At 71.6% G+C, this 15435-nt stretch carries 16 protein-coding genes and 1 riboswitch; of the genes, 8 read left to right on the top strand and 8 right to left on the bottom strand.

Annotated features, from left to right (window positions below):
* Positions 1–6: 6 nt before the first annotated feature.
* From ACFY6U_RS14565 to ACFY6U_RS14545, 5 genes are all read right to left on the bottom strand, one after another.
* Positions 7–1014, bottom strand: coding sequence for a hypothetical protein (locus ACFY6U_RS14565; protein WP_390038064.1), 1008 nt, complete (start codon positions 1012–1014; stop codon positions 7–9).
* A gap of 56 nt (positions 1015–1070) precedes the next feature.
* On the bottom strand, positions 1071–1994 hold the full coding sequence (metF, locus tag ACFY6U_RS14560; protein WP_390038062.1) for a methylenetetrahydrofolate reductase [NAD(P)H]: 924 nt from the start codon (positions 1992–1994) through the stop codon (positions 1071–1073).
* A 154-nt stretch (positions 1995–2148) separates the two neighbouring features.
* Positions 2149–2796 carry a thiamine phosphate synthase gene (gene thiE / locus ACFY6U_RS14555; protein ID WP_390038060.1) on the bottom strand — a complete coding sequence of 216 codons (648 nt, stop codon included), beginning with the start codon at positions 2794–2796 and terminating at the stop codon, positions 2149–2151.
* A 33-nt stretch (positions 2797–2829) separates the two neighbouring features.
* Entirely contained in the window at positions 2830–3195 is a 366-nt protein-coding gene (locus ACFY6U_RS14550) for an Rv2175c family DNA-binding protein (protein WP_390038058.1), read from the bottom strand.
* 95 nt (positions 3196–3290) lie between these two features.
* Positions 3291–4529 carry an NAD(P)/FAD-dependent oxidoreductase gene (locus tag ACFY6U_RS14545; RefSeq protein WP_390038056.1) on the bottom strand — a complete coding sequence of 413 codons (1239 nt, stop codon included), beginning with the start codon at positions 4527–4529 and terminating at the stop codon, positions 3291–3293.
* A 165-nt stretch (positions 4530–4694) separates the two neighbouring features.
* Positions 4695–4806, top strand: a riboswitch (TPP riboswitch).
* On the opposite strand from ACFY6U_RS14545, the gene thiO reads away from it, so the two are divergent.
* The 5 genes from thiO to ACFY6U_RS14520 all read left to right on the top strand — a co-directional run bounded on the left by thiO (position 4804) and on the right by ACFY6U_RS14520 (position 10071).
* Complete coding sequence (thiO, locus tag ACFY6U_RS14540) at positions 4804–5973, top strand: glycine oxidase ThiO (protein WP_390038054.1); 1170 nt, start codon at positions 4804–4806, stop codon at positions 5971–5973. (Overlaps the previous riboswitch by 3 nt.)
* Positions 5970–6182 (top strand): sulfur carrier protein ThiS, encoded by a 213-nt coding sequence (thiS, locus tag ACFY6U_RS14535; protein ID WP_351490443.1) that lies wholly within the window; start codon positions 5970–5972, stop codon positions 6180–6182. The genes thiO and thiS overlap by 4 nt, the downstream gene beginning before the upstream one ends.
* A 5-nt stretch (positions 6183–6187) precedes the next feature.
* The gene (locus ACFY6U_RS14530) at positions 6188–6982 is read left to right on the top strand and encodes a thiazole synthase (RefSeq protein WP_390038052.1); all 795 of its coding nucleotides are present in this window, start codon (positions 6188–6190) and stop codon (positions 6980–6982) included.
* A 217-nt stretch (positions 6983–7199) separates the two neighbouring features.
* Positions 7200–9158: a Stk1 family PASTA domain-containing Ser/Thr kinase gene (pknB, locus tag ACFY6U_RS14525; protein ID WP_390038051.1), complete on the top strand. Its 1959-nt coding sequence runs from the start codon at positions 7200–7202 to the stop codon at positions 9156–9158.
* 34 nt (positions 9159–9192) lie between these two features.
* Positions 9193–10071, top strand: coding sequence for a deoxyribonuclease IV (locus tag ACFY6U_RS14520; protein WP_390038049.1), 879 nt, complete (start codon positions 9193–9195; stop codon positions 10069–10071).
* Positions 10072–10092: 21 nt separating this feature from the next.
* Here the strand turns inward: ACFY6U_RS14520 and ACFY6U_RS14515 are convergent, their stop codons facing one another.
* A complete protein-coding gene (locus ACFY6U_RS14515) occupies positions 10093–10725 on the bottom strand; it encodes a sulfite oxidase-like oxidoreductase (RefSeq protein WP_390038047.1) in 633 nt (210 codons plus the stop codon).
* Positions 10726–10907: 182 nt separating this feature from the next.
* Here ACFY6U_RS14515 and bfr point away from each other — a divergent pair, with 182 nt between their 5' ends.
* A complete protein-coding gene (gene bfr / locus ACFY6U_RS14510; RefSeq protein WP_351490433.1) occupies positions 10908–11390 on the top strand; it encodes a bacterioferritin in 483 nt (160 codons plus the stop codon).
* Positions 11391–11392: 2 nt separating this feature from the next.
* Here the strand turns inward: bfr and ACFY6U_RS14505 are convergent, their stop codons facing one another.
* Positions 11393–11617, bottom strand: a complete 225-nt coding sequence (locus ACFY6U_RS14505) for a bacterioferritin-associated ferredoxin (protein ID WP_390038045.1) — start codon at positions 11615–11617, stop codon at positions 11393–11395.
* 148 nt (positions 11618–11765) lie between these two features.
* Positions 11766–13118 (bottom strand): class II 3-deoxy-7-phosphoheptulonate synthase, encoded by a 1353-nt coding sequence (locus tag ACFY6U_RS14500; protein ID WP_390038043.1) that lies wholly within the window; start codon positions 13116–13118, stop codon positions 11766–11768.
* Positions 13119–13224: 106 nt separating this feature from the next.
* On the opposite strand from ACFY6U_RS14500, the gene ACFY6U_RS14495 reads away from it, so the two are divergent.
* Both ACFY6U_RS14495 and ACFY6U_RS14490 read left to right on the top strand, forming a co-directional pair.
* A complete protein-coding gene (locus ACFY6U_RS14495; RefSeq protein WP_071659820.1) occupies positions 13225–13281 on the top strand; it encodes a trp operon leader peptide in 57 nt (18 codons plus the stop codon).
* Positions 13282–13391: 110 nt separating this feature from the next.
* Entirely contained in the window at positions 13392–15284 is a 1893-nt protein-coding gene (locus ACFY6U_RS14490) for an anthranilate synthase family protein (protein WP_390038041.1), read from the top strand.
* The last annotated feature ends 151 nt before the right edge of the window (positions 15285–15435 follow it).

The following is a 15435-nucleotide window of genomic DNA, read 5'->3' as shown; positions in this document are numbered from 1 at the left end:
AAGGCTTCAGAAACGGTACTGCTCGTCGTACCCGTTGCCCGTGTGGCCGTGCTGCTGCCCCTGACCCTGCCCGTCGCCCTGGTAGGGGTACTGCTGCTCCTGCGGGAGCTCGCCGCCGTAGGTCTCGTCGGCGCGCTGCTGCGGGACCCAGACACCGCCCGCCGGGGTCTCGCCGTAGCCGCCGGTGCCGTCGCCGTACTGGCCCTGGGCGTAGCCCTGCTGGTCGTACTGCTGGGTGCCGTACGACGACTGGTCGTACCCGCCGCCGTAGGTCTGGTTGCCGATGTACGGGTCGGAGTAGTTGGCGTACTGCTGCTGGCCGCCGCTCGTGTCGTAGCCGTACTGCTGCTGGCCGTAGCCGGAGTAGTCGTAGGCGTAGTTCTGGTCGGTGCCCTGGGCGGCGTACGCCTGGTCCTGGCCGGCGGTCGCGTAGGCGGCCTGCTGCTCGCCGGTGGCGGCGTAGCCGGAGTCGCGGTAGACGCCGTAGGAGCCGGTGTCGTCGGGCATCGGCTGCGGCTCGTACACCGCGGTGGACTCGGCCGCGCCGGGCTCCATGGTGCGGGCCGCCGGGGTGAAGACGTCGTCGCGGTCGTACTCGTCACCGCTGTAGGACGGACTGCCCTCGGCCGTGGCGTAGGCGCCCCGCTGCTCGGCGTAGGCGGCGTCGGCGGCGTCCGGGTCGGTGGCCTCCAGACCCGGGTCCTCGTCCGGCTCGCCGCGGCGGCGCTTGGTCAGGCCGACGCCGTCACCGTCCGCACCGGGACGCTTGACCGCCCAGCCGGCCTCGAAGCCGCGGCGGAACGACAGGGTGACGTAGGTCTGGCCGACCGCGAAGGCGATCGCACCCACGCCGATCACGATGACCGACGGGATCAGGACACCGAAGACGACCCCGAGGAAGCCGACGAAGGCGAGCAGCCGCCAGCGCAGCCGCGCCTTGTACTGCAGCAGTACCTCGCCGAGCAACCACAGCGCGACGATGCCGAACGCTACGTAGAGGACCGTCCAGCCCATGTACGCCCCTCTCCCTGTGCCCGCTACGCAGTGTGTCGTACTCCGGTGCGGCCGGTCTAGGCCTGCGGGGGATGGTGCAGGCCCAGGTTCTCGTAGATTTCCAGCGTCGCCGTGGAGTTGTTGAGCGTGATGAAGTGCAGTCCTGGCACTCCCTCGGCCAGCAGCCGCGCGCAGAACTCCGTGGCGTGTTCGATGCCAATGGAGCGTACCGCCGCCGGATCGTCTTTCGCTGTGAGGATCCGCTCTTTCAGGGCGTCCGGGAAGGCCGCGTTGCTGAGTTTGGGCAGCCGTTCCAGCATCTTCACACTGGTGACGGGCAGGATTTCCGGAATCACCGGGGTCTCGCAACCGGCCGCGGCGACCCGGTCGCGGAGGCGGAGGTACGACTCGGGCTGGAAGAACATCTGCGTGATGGCGTAGTCGGCGCCCGCGCGGCACTTGTCGACGAAGTGCCGGACGTCGGTGTCCCAGTCGATGGAGCGCGGATGCATCTCCGGGAAGGCGGCGACGCCCACGCAGAAGTCGCCCGACTCCTTGATGAGACGGACCAGTTCGGCCGCGTAGGTCAGGCCGTGCGGGTGCGCCACCCACTCCCCCATCGGGTCGCCGGGCGGGTCGCCGCGCACGGCGAGCATGTTGCGGATCCCGGCGTCCGCGTACTGGCCGATGATGTTGCGCAGCTCGGCCAGCGAGTGGTCGACCGCGGTGAGGTGGGCGACCGGGGTGAGCGTGGTGTCCGCGACGATCTGCTGGGTCTCCCGGACCGTGCCCGCGCGGGTGGAACCGCCGGCGCCGTAGGTCACGGAGACGAAGTCGGGGGCGACCGCCTCGACCCGCCGGAGCGCGCTCCACAGGTTCCGCTCGCCCTTCGGGGTCTTCGGCGCCGAGAACTCGAACGAGTACGTGGTCTTGCCGCCGGCGAGCATGTCGCGCACGGTGCGTGCGCGGTCAGTCCTGGTGGATGCGGTTCCGAGGGCCATACCCGCAGGTTAGTCAGGGGCGGGCGGTCACCCAACCGCACTCGGGATATTTGCCCTAATTGTCGGCCTCTTACGGACCTCGTGTCCGGATACTGGACAAGTTTCCGGACAACCGGGCACCGCGCTGCCGCTGCCGCTTCCGCTGCCGCCGGCGTTACAGCGACCGCAGCCGCTTCGCGAACTCGGCAGCCGTCGCGCCCGGGTCGTCGGCCGCGGTGAGCGCGCGGACCACGACCACCCGGCGGGCGCCCGCGTCGAGCACCTGGTCGAGGTTGCCGAGGTCGATGCCGCCGATGGCGAACCAGGGGCGGTCGGTGCCCAGGGCGGCGGTGTACCGCACCAGGTCGAGGCCGGGGGCGGGGCGGCCGGGCTTGGTGGGGGTGGGCCAGCAGGGGCCGGTGCAGAAGTAGTCCACGCCGTCCTGCACGGCGGCCGCGGCGGCTTCGGACTCGGCGTGCGTGGAGCGGCCGATCAGGACGTCCGGGCCGAGGATCGCCCGGGCGGCCGGGACCGGCAGGTCACCCTGGCCCAGGTGGAGCACGTCGGCACCGGCCGCGTGGGCCACGTCCGCGCGGTCGTTGACCGCGAGCAGCTTGCCGTGCCGGGCGCAGGCGTCGGCGAACACGGCGAGGTGCTCCAGCTCCTCGGCGGCCTCCATGCCCTTGTCGCGCAGCTGCACGATGTCGACACCGCCCGCCAGGACCGCGTCCAGGAACCCGGCGAGGTCGCCCTGCTCCTTACGGGCGTCCGTGCACAGGTAGAGCCGGGCGTCGGCCAGCTGGGCGCGGGCGGTGTCGGTCATCGGTGGTCCCCCGTCGTGTCGGTACTGGCTGCCTCAGACGGCGAGCGCCTGGGCGCGGCGCTTCACCTCCGTGCCGCGATTCTCGCTGAGCGCCTGCGCGGGGGTGCCGGGCAGGGTCGCGTCGGGAGTGAAGAGCCACTCCAGCATCTCTTCGTCCGTGAAGCCGTCGTCCCGCAGGAGCGTCAGGGTCCCGGACAGGCCCTTGACGACCTTGTCCCCGTCGATGAAGGCGGCGGGGACGTGCAGCGCCCTGTTCTCACCGCGGCGGACGGCGATGAGCTGGCCCTCCTTGACCAGCTGCCGCACGCGCGTCACCTCGACGTCCATCATCTCTGCGATGTCGGGGAGGGTGAGCCAGGCGGGGACGAGAGCATCGGTCTTCGTGTCAATCTCGGTCACGGGGTCAAGGGTAGGCGGTCTGCTGGTTCGGGCGCGATGGGTGGTTGTTTCGGGTGCGGCGCCGTTGGGGGTTGATCGCGCAGTTCCCCGCGCCCCTAAAGGGGCGCTGCAGTGGCGTTCTTCAAAGGGCGGGCCGGGTCGGACAGGGCCTCCGGGTCCATCTGGCGGCCCGCCTCGATCAGGCGGCGGCCCTGGGCCAGGTCGCGGGGGCGGCCTACCGCCAGGAGGGCTACCAGGCGGCCCTCGCGGAGCCAGCAGACGCTCCAGGACGGCCCTGTCGGGTCGCCGCGCCAGATCAGGTGGTCGGCGGCGGCGTGGTGGCCGGCGTACTGGACGAAGCGGCCGAACTGTTCGGACCAGAAGTACGGGACCGGGTCGTAGACGGCGTCGGTCTCGCCGAGGATGTTGGCGGCGACCGTGCGCGGGCCCTGGAGGGCGTTGTCCCAGTGGTGGACGAGCAGGCGCTCGGCGTAGCGGCCGGACGGGAAGGAGGCGCAGTCGCCGACCGCGTAGACGTCGGGGGCGCTGGTGCGCAGGCGGTCGTCGGCGAGCACCTCGTGGTGCGGGCCCAGCCCGATGCCGGAGCCGGCCAGCCAGGCGGTGGCGGGGCGGGCGCCGATGCCGACCACGACGGCGCCCGCGGGCAGCCGCGAGCCGTCGTCGAGCACCACCGCGCCGGGCTCGATGCCCGCCACGCGCGCGTGGGTGCGCAGGTCGGTGCCGCTGTCCGCGTACCAGGCGGCCATCGGCGCGGCGACCTCGGCGGGAAGCGCTCCCGCGAGCGGGCGGTCGGCGGCCTCGACCACGGTGACCGCGCAGCCGGCCTCGCGGGCCGCGGTGGCGAACTCGGCGCCGATCCAGCCCGCGCCGACGACCACGATGTCGTGCTGCCGGGCGAGCACGGGCCGCAGCCGCTCGGCGTCGTCCAGGGTGCGCAGCAGATGGACGCCGGGCACGCCCTCGGTGCCGGGCAGCGTGATCGGCTCGGCGCCGGTGGCGAGGACCAGGACGTCGTAGGGCACCGGGCCGGCCTCGGTGTCCAGCTCATGGTCGGTGGTGCGCACGCCCAGCGCCTCGCGGCCGAGCGCCAGCTCGATGCCGAGCGCCTCGAAGTCCACCTCGAAGGCGGAGCCCTCCGACTTGCCGAGCAGCACGGCCTTGGAGAGCGGCGGCCGGTCGTACGGCTGGTGCGGCTCGGCGCCGATCAGCGTGACAGTCCCGGTGAACCCCTGCTCCCGCAGGGCGACGGCGGTCTGCACCCCGGCCATCCCCGCGCCCACGACGACCACGCGCCGCGTCTGTGACGTGCTCCGTCGCTGCGTCTGCTCGCTCACCTGATCACCATAGACAAGAACGATAGACAACTGACAAAGAGTCAGTCAGGGGTCGTGGCGTATGACCTGTTCCACAGCACTGTCCACAGCACTGTCCACAGCGCCGTCCGCAGTGCCGTCCGAGGCCGTCTTACCGGGGCGGAGCGCCGCGGGCTAGGGTGGCGGGGAAGCACACGCGGGAGCCCGGACGCACCGGGCTGAGAGGGAGGCTGGCGGCCTCCGACCGTACGAACCTGATCCGGGTCATGCCGGCGAAGGGAGGGGCTGGACGCCCATGTCCTCACGTACGTCCGACGTCCTCGTCATCGGGGGCGGAATCATCGGCCTGGTCACGGCCTGGCGGGCGGCCCAGCGCGGGCTCGCCGTCGCCGTGGCCGACCCCGAGCCCGGCGGCGGGGCCGCGCAGGTCGCGGCCGGGATGCTGGCCGCCGTCACCGAGCTGCACTACGGCGAGCAGACCCTGCTGGGGCTCAACCTGGCCTCCGCGCGCCGCTATCCCGACTTCGCCGCCGAGCTGACCGAGCTCACCGGCCGCGACCTCGGCTACCGGCGCTGCGGCACCCTCGCGGTCGCGCTGGACGCCGACGACCGCGCCCATCTGCGCGAGCTGCACGCCCTCCAGAAGCAGTCGGGCCTGGAGTCCGAGTGGCTGTCCGGGCGGGAGTGCCGGCGCCTGGAGCCGATGCTCGCGCCGGGTGTGCGCGGCGGGCTGCGGGCCGACGGCGACCACCAGATCGACCCGCGCCGGCTGGCGGCCGCGCTGGTGGCCGCGTGCGAGCGGGCCGGGGTGGTGTTCCACCGCGACTGGGCCGAGCGCCTGGAGGTGGTACGGGAACGGGCCGCCGGTGTCCGCACCCGTGCGGGTGAGGCGCTGGGCGCCGGCCAGGTGGTGCTCGCGGGCGGCAGCCTGAGCGGGCGGCTGGCGGGTGTGCCCGACGACGTGCTGCCGCCGGTACGGCCGGTGAAGGGGCAGGTGCTGCGGCTGACCGTGCCCGCCCGGTACGCGCCGTTCCTCAGCCGGACCGTACGGGCCGTGGTGCGCGGCGGGAACGTCTACCTGGTGCCCCGGGACAACGGCGAGCTGGTCGTCGGCGCGACCAGCGAGGAGCTGGGCTGGGACACGACCGTGACGGCGGGCGGGGTGTACGAGCTGCTGCGCGACGCGCACGAGCTGGTGCCCGGGATCACCGAGCTGCCCCTGACCGAGACCCGGGCCGGACTGCGCCCCGGCTCCCCCGACAACGCGCCGCTGCTCGGGCCGACCCGCCTCGACGGACTGCTGCTGGCCACCGGGCACTACCGCAACGGGGTGCTGCTCACGCCGGTCACCGGAGACGTCATGGCAGAGCTGCTGGCCGGCGGCGAGCTGCCGGCGGAGGGCCGTCCGTTCACGCCGAGGCGATTCGACCCCCTCCCCCGCCAACTTGTGGAGCAGACCGCATGAACCTCTCCGTCACCATCTCCGTCAACGGGGAGCGCCGGGAGATCGCCCCGGGCACCGCTCTCGACTCGCTCGTGCGGTCCCTCACGGCGGCGCCCTCCGGGGTGGCCGCGGCCGTCAACGAGACCGTCGTACCGCGCGGGCAGTGGGCGACGACCGGGCTCGCCGACGGCGACCGGGTGGAAGTCCTGACCGCCGTGCAGGGAGGCTGAGCGCCATGGCCGACGATCCCTTCGTCCTCGGGGGTACGACGTTCTCGTCCCGGCTGATCATGGGTACCGGGGGTGCACCCAGCCTGGAGGTGCTGGAGCGGGCGCTCCTCGCGTCCGGGACCGAGCTGACCACGGTCGCGATGCGGCGGGTGGACCCGGGGGTACGGGGCTCCGTGCTGTCGGTGCTCGACCGGCTCGGGATCCGGGTGCTGCCCAACACGGCCGGGTGCTACACCGCGGGCGAGGCGGTGCTGACGGCACGGCTGGCGCGGGAGGCACTGGGGACCGATCTGGTCAAGCTGGAGGTCATCGCCGACGAGCGGACGCTGCTGCCGGACCCGGTCGAGCTGCTTGACGCGGCGGAGACGCTGGTGGACGACGGGTTCACGGTGCTGCCGTACACGAACGACGATCCTGTGCTGGCCCGGAAACTGGAGGACGTGGGGTGCGCCGCGGTGATGCCGCTCGGGTCGCCGATCGGGTCGGGGCTCGGGATCCGCAACCCGCACAACTTCCAGCTGATCGTCGAGCACGCGCGGGTGCCGGTGGTCCTGGACGCGGGGGCCGGTACGGCGTCGGACGTGGCGCTGGCGATGGAGCTGGGGTGTGCCGGAGTGATGCTGGCGTCGGCGGTGACGCGGGCGCAGGATCCCGAGCGGATGGCTCACGCCATGCGGGCCGGGGTGGAGGCGGGGCGGCTGGCCCGGCTGGCGGGGCGGATTCCCCGTCGGTACCTGGCGGAGGCGTCGTCTCCCGCGGAGGGCCTGGCCGTGCTGGACCCCGAGCGCCCTGCGTTCTGAGCGTCGGGCCGCTCCCGCCTTCTTCTCCCACCCACGCACCACCCGAAACTGTGTGCTGAGAAGCGGGGCTCTCCTGTGCGGGCCGGTCGCCGTCGGCGGCTGCGGGTGAGTGGGTGCATATTTCAGCCAGGTGTGAACCGTCACAGGTGCGCTGCAAGTCCCCCGGGAAAGCGGTCTCACCTGTGGGGGTGTCAGTCGGTGCTCGTACACTCGCGGGGTGGATACGACCCTTCAGGACCCCCTTGTCGGGCAGGTGCTCGACGGCCGGTATCGCGTCGACGCGCGGATCGCCGTCGGCGGGATGGCCACGGTCTACCGGGCCCTGGACGTCCGTCTGGACCGTGTGCTCGCACTGAAGGTGATGCACCCGGCGCTCGCCGCCGACGCGTCCTTCGTCGAGAGGTTCATCCGGGAGGCCAAGTCAGTCGCCCGGCTGGCCCACCCCAACGTGGTGCAGGTCTTCGACCAGGGGGCCGACCGGTCGTACGTGTATCTCGCCATGGAGTACGTGGCCGGCTGCACTCTGCGGGACGTGCTGGTGCAGCGCGGCGCGCTGCAGCCGCGGGCCGCGCTGGACATCCTGGAGCCGGTGCTCGCCGCGCTGGGCGCCGCACACCGGGCCGGGTTCGTGCACCGGGACATGAAGCCCGAGAACGTGTTGATAGGGGACGACGGGCGGGTCAAGGTCGCGGACTTCGGTCTGGTGCGGTCGGTGGACTCCGTCACCAGTACGACCGGCGCCGTGCTGGGCACCGTGTCGTACCTCGCGCCCGAGCAGGTCGAGAGCGGGGCCGCCGATCCGCGCGTCGACGTGTACGCGTGCGGTGTCGTGCTGTACGAGATGCTCACCGGGCAGAAGCCGCACGACTCGGACTCACCCGCGGTGATCCTCTACAAGCACCTGCACGAGGACGTGCCGGCGCCGTCGATCGTGGTGCCGGGGCTGGCCTACGAGCTGGACGAGCTGGTCGCCCGCGGCACCGCCCGTGATCCGGGGGTCCGGCCGTACGACGCCGTCGCGCTGCTCGCCCTGCTGCGGGAGACACGGAGCGCGCTCCGTGCCGAGCAGCTCGACGCCGTACCGCCGCAGGCGCTGGCCGAGGCGCACGACATCGGCGAGGACCGGACCAGTGTCATACCCCGGTCGCTGACGGTGCCCCGGCCGCTGCCCGTCAACGAGGAGGACGCGGGGATGCTGCGGACCAGCAGGTTCGAGGCGCCGCCCTCCCCCACGCTCGGCTTCGCTCGCGCGGAGGCACCCCCATCCGACCGGCGGCGCGGGGGCCGCCGGTCCCGGCGCGGGCTGGTCCCGCTCGTCGTCGCCGTACTGATCGTCCTCGGCGCCGGCGCCGGCGTCTGGTACATCAACTCCGGGCAGTTCACCAAGGTCCCGCCGCTGCTGTCGAAGACCGAGGCGCAGGCCACCACCCGGCTGAAGGAGGCCGGGCTCGACGTCGGTTCGGTCGAGCACGCCTACAGCGACACGGTGAAGCGGGGCACGGTGATCAGCACCGACCCGGCGGCCGGCAGACGGATCCGCAGCAACGACTCGGTGAAGCTCACCATCTCCGACGGCCCGGAGACGGTGAACGTGCCGGACGTGCAGGGGCGGACGCTGGCCAGGGCCAGGCTGCTGCTGACCGCCGACGGGCTCGAACCGGGCATGGTGACACGGGAGTTCAGCGAGGACGTGGCCAAGGGGTCGGTCATCTCGACCGATCCGGGGGCGGGTGCGAAGCGGCACGCGGGGACCGCGATCGCGCTCGTCGTCAGCAAGGGTGCCCCGGTCGACGTCCCGGACGTCACCGGCGACGGCCTGGACGACGCCCGGCAGGAGCTGCAGGAGGCCGGGCTGAAGGTGACGGTGTCCGCCACCGAGGTCAACTCCGAGTACGACCAGGGGCAGGTGGCCCGGCAGACCCCGGCGGGCGACGCCCAGGCCGCCGCGGGCGACACCGTGACCCTGACGCTGTCCAAGGGCCCGGAGCTGGTCGAGGTGCCGAACGTGGTCGGGGCCAGTGTCGACGACGCGACCAAGCTGCTGGAGCAGTCCGGTTTCCAGGTCAAGGAGGACCGGGGGCTGCTCGGGCTGTTCGGCGACACCGTGAAGAAGCAGTCGGTGGACGCCGGCGAGCAGGCGCCCAAGGGGTCGACGATCACGATCACCATCCGCTGACCGGGTGCGGGCCGCGCCGTGACACCCTTGACGGGTGAAGAGTCAGCAGTCAGGTCCCGCCCGCAACCCCGTCGGCGGCCACGTCCCGGTGGCCGGCGGTCTGCACTCCGTGGGGCTGTCGTACGCCCGTGAGCTGAAGGCCGAGACCGTGCAGGTCTTCGTCGCCAACCCGCGCGGCTGGGCCACCCCCGCGGGCAGCCCGAAGCAGGACGAGGCGTTCCGTGCGGTCTGCGCCGAGGAGTCGATCCCGGCGTATGTGCACGCTCCGTACCTGATCAACTTCGGTTCGCACACCGAGGCGACCGTGGACAGGTCGGTGGAGTCGCTGCGGCACTCCCTGCGGCGCGGCCGGGAGATCGGGGCGCTCGGGGTGGTGGTGCACACCGGGAGCGCGACCGGCGGCCGGGCCCGGGACGTGGCGCTGAAGCAGGTACGGACGCGTCTGCTGCCGCTGCTCGACGAGCTGACCCACGACGACGACCCGTTCCTGCTCCTTGAGTCCACCGCCGGACAGGGCGCGTCCCTCTGTTCCCGGACCTGGGACTTCGGCCCGTACTTCGAGGCGCTGGACGCCCATCCGAAGCTGGGTGTCTGCCTGGACACCTGCCACATCTTCGCCGCCGGCCACGACCTGACCGGGCCGGGCGGGATGCACCGGACGCTGGACCTGCTCGTGTCGACCGTCGGCGAGGGGCGGCTGAAGCTGATCCACGCCAACGACTCGAAGGACGTGGTGGGCGCGCACAAGGACCGGCACGAGAACATCGGCGCCGGGCACATCGGCGAGGACGCGTTCCGCGCGCTGATGACCCACCCGGCGACCGCGGGCGTACCGCTGGTCATCGAGACGCCCGGCGGCAAGGAGGGGCACGCGGCCGACGTCGAGCGCCTCAAGCGGCTCCGGGAGAGCTGAGCCGGCCCCGTCACCGGCGGCTCAGAGTTCCGGGCCGTCCCCAGGTCCCTCCTGGTAGGAGTAGCGCTGTTCCTTCCAGGGGTCGCCGATGTTGTGGTAGCCGCGCTCCTCCCAGAAGCCGCGGCGGTCAGCGGTCATGTACTCGACGCCCCGGACCCACTTGGGGCCCTTCCAGGCGTACAGGTGCGGGACGACCAGGCGGACCGGGAACCCGTGCTCGGCGGTGAGGAGTTCACCGTCCTTGTGGGTGGCGAAGAGGGTGCTCTCGGCGGCGAAGTCCGCGAGGCGCAGGTTGGAGCTGAAGCCGTACTCGGCCCAGACCATCACATGGGTGACCTCGGGAGCGGGCGGTGCGATCTCCAGGACGGTCCGCGCCGGGATCCCGCCCCACTCCGCGCCGAGCATGCTGAACTTCGTCACGCAGTGCAGGTCGGCGACCACGGTGGTGTACGGCAGGGCCGTGAACTGCTCGTGGTTCCAGATGTGCGCGCCCCCGTCGGCGGTGGCGCCGAAGACCCGGAACTCCCAGCGCTCGGGCCGGAACCTGGGCACCGGGCCGTAGTGCGTGACCGGCCAGCCGCGCTGCAGCCGCTGTCCCGGCGGAAGCGCGGCTCCCGCGGTTTCCCGAGACGCGCGCTCCACCGGATGACCCATGCCTTCCATCCTGACAGACCACGGGCAGTGCATCTGACCAGGCAGACCCACCGGAGATCGACAAATCGGCCAACTGGCGCCATGCGTGCACTTACTTACTAAGTACGCACTTACTGGACGATCTTCTATGCCGGTGCAATCATGCGCCGCAAACACCCCAGTCCGTGAAAGGAGCCTCTGCGATGCAGGGCGACCCCGAGGTCATCGAATTCCTCAACGAGCAGCTCACCGGTGAGCTCACCGCGATCAACCAGTACTTCCTGCACGCGAAGATGCAGGAGAACTTCGGCTGGTACAAGCTCGCGAAGTACACCCGGCACGAGTCGTTCGACGAGATGAAGCACGCCGAGGTGCTCACCGACCGGATCCTGTTCCTGGAGGGGCTGCCCAACTACCAGCGACTGTTCCACGTCCGCGTGGGGCAGACCGTCAAGGAGATGTTCGAGGCCGACCGGCAGATCGAGGTGGAGGCGATCGACCGCCTCAAGCGCGGGATCAAGACGATGCGCGAGAAGGGCGACATCACGTCCGCGAACATCTTCGAGGACATCCTGAAGGACGAGGAGCACCACATCGACTACCTCGACACCCAGCTGGAGCTGGTGGAGAAGCTCGGCGAGGCGCTCTACATCTCCCAGATCATCGAGCAGCCGGAGAGCAGCTGAGGCTAGGCCGCCTCATCCAGTTCGGAGAGCACCGGGCGGCCCCGTTCCGCCAGCTCGCGGCGTGGACAGGCGCCGCGGCCGAGGATCGCCTGGATGCGGCGGACGCACGAACCGCAGTCCGTGCCCGCCTTGCAGGCGGACGCTATCTGGCGGGGGGTGCAGGCACCGTCCTCCGCGTGCTGCTTGACCTGCGCCTCGGTCACCCCGAAGCAGCTGCAGACGTACACGCGGATTCACCTCCCGCCGGGATCGATCAGTGGTGCCCTCCCGATTGATCGGTGAGGCAAACCTAACCTTACCCATCACTCGGCGAGCGCAAAAGTGGAAGGGGCGCGGATCGTCTGTGATCCGCGCCCCACCTCGCACAGGTACCGGCTACTGGTCCCGGTACATCTCCGCGACGAGGAACGCCAGGTCCAGGGACTGGCTGCGGTTCAGCCGCGGGTCGCAGGCCGTCTCGTAGCGCTGGTGCAGGTCGTCGACGAAGATCTCGTCGCCGCCGCCCACGCACTCGGTGACGTCGTCACCGGTGAGCTCGACGTGGATGCCGCCCGGATGGGTGCCGAGGGTCTTGTGGACCTCGAAGAAGCCCTTGACCTCGTCGAGCACGTCGTCGAAGCGGCGGGTCTTGTGGCCCGAGGCCGCCTCGAAGGTGTTGCCGTGCATCGGGTCGGTCACCCAGGCCACCGTGGCGCCCGAGGCGGTGACCTTCTCGACCAGCTCGGGGAGCTTGTCGCGGACCTTGTCCGCCCCCATCCGGACGACGAAGGTCAGCCGGCCCGGCTCGCGGTCCGGGTCGAGGCGGTCGATGTACTTCAGCGCGTCCTCGGCGGTCGTCGACGGGCCGAGCTTGAGACCGATCGGGTTGCGGATCTTCGAGGCGAACTCGATGTGCGCCCCGTCCAGCTGCCGGGTGCGCTCACCGATCCACACCATGTGCGCGGAGACGTCGTACAGCTTGCCGGTGCGCGAGTCGACCCTGGTCAGGGCGGACTCGTAGTCCAGCAGCAGCGCCTCGTGCGAGGAGAAGAACTCGACCGTCTTGAACTCCTCGGGCTCCGCGCCGCAGGCCCGCATGAAGTTCAGTGCGTTGTCGATCTCGCGGGCGAGCTGCTCGTAGCGCTGGCCGGACGGGGAGGACTTCACGAAGTCCTGGTTCCAGGCGTGCACCTGGCGCAGGTCCGCGTAGCCGCCGGTGGTGAAGGCACGCACCAGGTTCAGCGTCGAGGCGGAGGCGTTGTACATCCGCTTCAGCCGCTCGGGGTCCGGGATCCGCGAGGCCTCGTCGAAGTCGAAACCGTTGACGGAGTCGCCGCGGTAGGTCGGCAGGGTCACGCCGTCGCGGGTCTCGGTCGGCTTGGAGCGCGGCTTGCTGTACTGGCCGGCGATCCGCCCCACCTTCACCACGGGCACCGACGCGGCGTACGTCAGTACGGCACCCATCTGGAGCAGGGTCTTGAGCTTGTTGCGGATGTGGTCGGCCGACACCGCGTCGAAGGCCTCGGCGCAGTCGCCGCCCTGGAGGAGGAACGCCTCGCCCTTGGCGACGGCCGCCATCCGGGCGCGCAGCTGGTCGCACTCGCCCGCGAAGACGAGCGGCGGATACGACTCCAGCTCCGCGACGACTGCGCGCAGAGCCTCGGGGTCGGGGTACTCGGGCTGCTGCGCCGCGGGCAGGTTTCGCCAGGTGTTGCCAGCGCCGAGGCTGGTCTTAGCGTTCACGGTCACCTCGTAAACATTACGGGGTCGTGTCGCCATATTTTCCTCCGGCTCGACTGGTGAGACGCTGCGATTGTCCTGTGGACAGGGCGCGGGGTGGGGTAGGGTCCTCGGCATGTTCGCGCATTCGACCCAGAACTGGTGGTGGACCGCTTCTCCGGCGGCCCACTGACTTGCGCGTACGCAAGACTTCGCGAAGGCCGCCCGGAGGGGCGGCCTTCGGCGTTTCCGGGGCCGTTCCTCTCCCACCCTTCCCACCCGACAAAGGACCGCAGAGGAACCATGGACCTGAACCAGCTGCTCCACGACGACCGCCCCTTCGCCCTGCTCCGCCGCCGCACCCCCGGCCACGACGAGAACACGGTGGAACTCCTGCTCGGCCCGGTCACCGCCCGTGACCGGCTCGCCGACCTGCCCGAGGAGGGGCTGGCCCTGATCCCGTACCGGCAGATCCGGGAGCGGGGGTTCGACGTCCGGGACGACGGGACGCCGCTGCAGGTGCTGACCCCGACAGTGGTATGTCACATTCCACTGGACGAGGCCCTCGCCGCCCTCCCCTCCCACGACGTCCACGTCGAGTCCGGCGCCTTCGACGTCGACGACGACGCGTACGCGGAGATCGTCGGCCGGGTGCTGCGCGAGGAGATCGGCCGGGGCGAGGGCGCGAACTTCGTGATCCGGCGGACGTACGAGGGCGAGATCCCCGGCTTCGGGCGCGCCGACGCGCTGGCCCTGTTCCGTCGCCTCCTCGAGGGCGAGCGGGGCGCGTACTGGACGTTCGTGGTGCACACCGGGGACCGGACGCTGGTCGGCGCCAGCCCCGAGGTGCACGTGCGGATGTCCGGCGGCACGGTGGTCATGAACCCGATCAGCGGCACGTACCGCTACCCCGCGGAGGGCCCCACCCCCGAGCACCTGCTCGGCTTCCTCGCCGACGGCAAGGAGATCGAGGAGCTGTCGATGGTCGTCGACGAGGAGCTCAAGATGATGTGCACGGTGGGCGACATGGGCGGTGTGGTCGTCGGACCGCGGCTGAAGGAGATGGCGCATCTCGCACACACCGAGTACGAGTTGCGCGGACGGTCCTCGCTGGACGTGCGGGAGGTCCTGAAGGAGACCATGTTCGCGGCGACCGTCACGGGGTCGCCGGTGCAGAACGCCTGCCGGGTGATCGAACGGCACGAGGTCGGGGGGCGGGGCTACTACGCCGGTGCGCTGGCCCTGCTCGGCCGCGACTCCGGCGGCGCCCAGACCCTGGACTCCCCCATCCTGATCCGCACCGCGGACATCGACGCGGACGGCCGGCTGCGGGTGCCCGTCGGCGCCACCCTGGTGCGCGGCTCGGACCCGGTGAGCGAGGTCGCCGAGACGCACGCCAAGGCGGCGGGCGTGCTGGCGGCCCTCGGGGTACGGCCGGCCCGGCCGCGCGCCGAGCGGACCGGCCCGCGACTGGCGGACGACCCCCGGGTGCGGGCCGCGCTGGACGGGCGTCGGGCCTCCCTGGCGCCGTTCTGGCTGCGGATGCAGGAGCGGACCGGCGAACTGGCCGGGCACGCGCTCGTGGTGGACGGCGAGGACACGTTCACGGCGATGCTCGCGCACGTGCTGCGGGCCGGCGGGCTCGACGTCACCGTCCGCCGGTACGACGAGCCGGGGCTGCGGGCGGCCGTGCTCGCGCACGAGGGCCCGGTGGTGCTGGGCCCGGGGCCCGGTGACCCGTCCGACCTGGCCGATCCGAAGATGCGGATCCTGCGGGAGCTGGCGGCGACCATGATCCGGGAACACCGGCACGGGGTGCTGGGCGTCTGCCTCGGGCACGAGCTGATCGCGGCGGAGCTGGGGCTGGAGATCGTCCGCAAGGAGGTCCCCTACCAGGGGGCGCAGACGACCGTGGACCTGTTCGGGCGGCCGGAGACGGTCGGCTTCTACAACAGCTTCGTGGCCCGCTGCGACGACGAGGCGGCGCGGGAGCTGGCGGCGCACGGGGTGGAGGTGAGCCGGGCGGCGAACGGCGAGGTGCACGCCTTGCGGAGGCCACGTCGTGCCGAAGGCACGCCGAAGAACGCAGTCGCCGGGGTGCAGTTCCATCCCGAGTCGGTGCTCACGTTGAACGGGGCGATGATGGTGCGGGAGCTGGTGGGGCAGTTGCGCGGTACTGGAACAGTTCGGGCCTGAGTTCCGGGTGCGGGGGCGTGGGGGCTGGTCGCGCCCACGCGGCGGAGCCGCATGTCGAATACAGCCTCGCGCCCCTTGGGTATCTCGCCGCAGCCGTTGCGTCGAAGCTCGGCCTCGTCGGACGCCTCTGCGCGCCGTCACGGGTGGCCGT

Origin of the sequence: Streptomyces sp. NPDC013157, from assembly GCF_042899865.1 — a bacterium.
GTDB lineage: Bacteria > Actinomycetota > Actinomycetes > Streptomycetales > Streptomycetaceae > Streptomyces.
Note: the sequence above shows the minus strand (reverse complement) of the source record. Positions and strands in the feature narration are given on the sequence as shown.

Excerpts from the sequence above, each read along its gene's own strand:
- ACFY6U_RS14565 (WP_390038064.1), bottom strand. The coding sequence starts at position 1,014 with ATGGGCTGGACGGTCCTCTACGTAGCGTTCGGCATCGTCGCGCTGTGG.
- metF (WP_390038062.1), bottom strand. The coding sequence starts at position 1,994 with ATGGCCCTCGGAACCGCATCCACCAGGACTGACCGCGCACGCACCGTG.
- thiE (WP_390038060.1), bottom strand. The coding sequence starts at position 2,796 with ATGACCGACACCGCCCGCGCCCAGCTGGCCGACGCCCGGCTCTACCTG.
- thiO (WP_390038054.1), top strand. The coding sequence starts at position 4,804 with ATGTCCTCACGTACGTCCGACGTCCTCGTCATCGGGGGCGGAATCATC.
- thiS (WP_351490443.1), top strand. The coding sequence starts at position 5,970 with ATGAACCTCTCCGTCACCATCTCCGTCAACGGGGAGCGCCGGGAGATC.
- ACFY6U_RS14530 (WP_390038052.1), top strand. The coding sequence starts at position 6,188 with ATGGCCGACGATCCCTTCGTCCTCGGGGGTACGACGTTCTCGTCCCGG.
- ACFY6U_RS14515 (WP_390038047.1), bottom strand. The coding sequence starts at position 10,725 with ATGGGTCATCCGGTGGAGCGCGCGTCTCGGGAAACCGCGGGAGCCGCG.
- bfr (WP_351490433.1), top strand. The coding sequence starts at position 10,908 with ATGCAGGGCGACCCCGAGGTCATCGAATTCCTCAACGAGCAGCTCACC.
- ACFY6U_RS14490 (WP_390038041.1), top strand. The coding sequence starts at position 13,392 with ATGGACCTGAACCAGCTGCTCCACGACGACCGCCCCTTCGCCCTGCTC.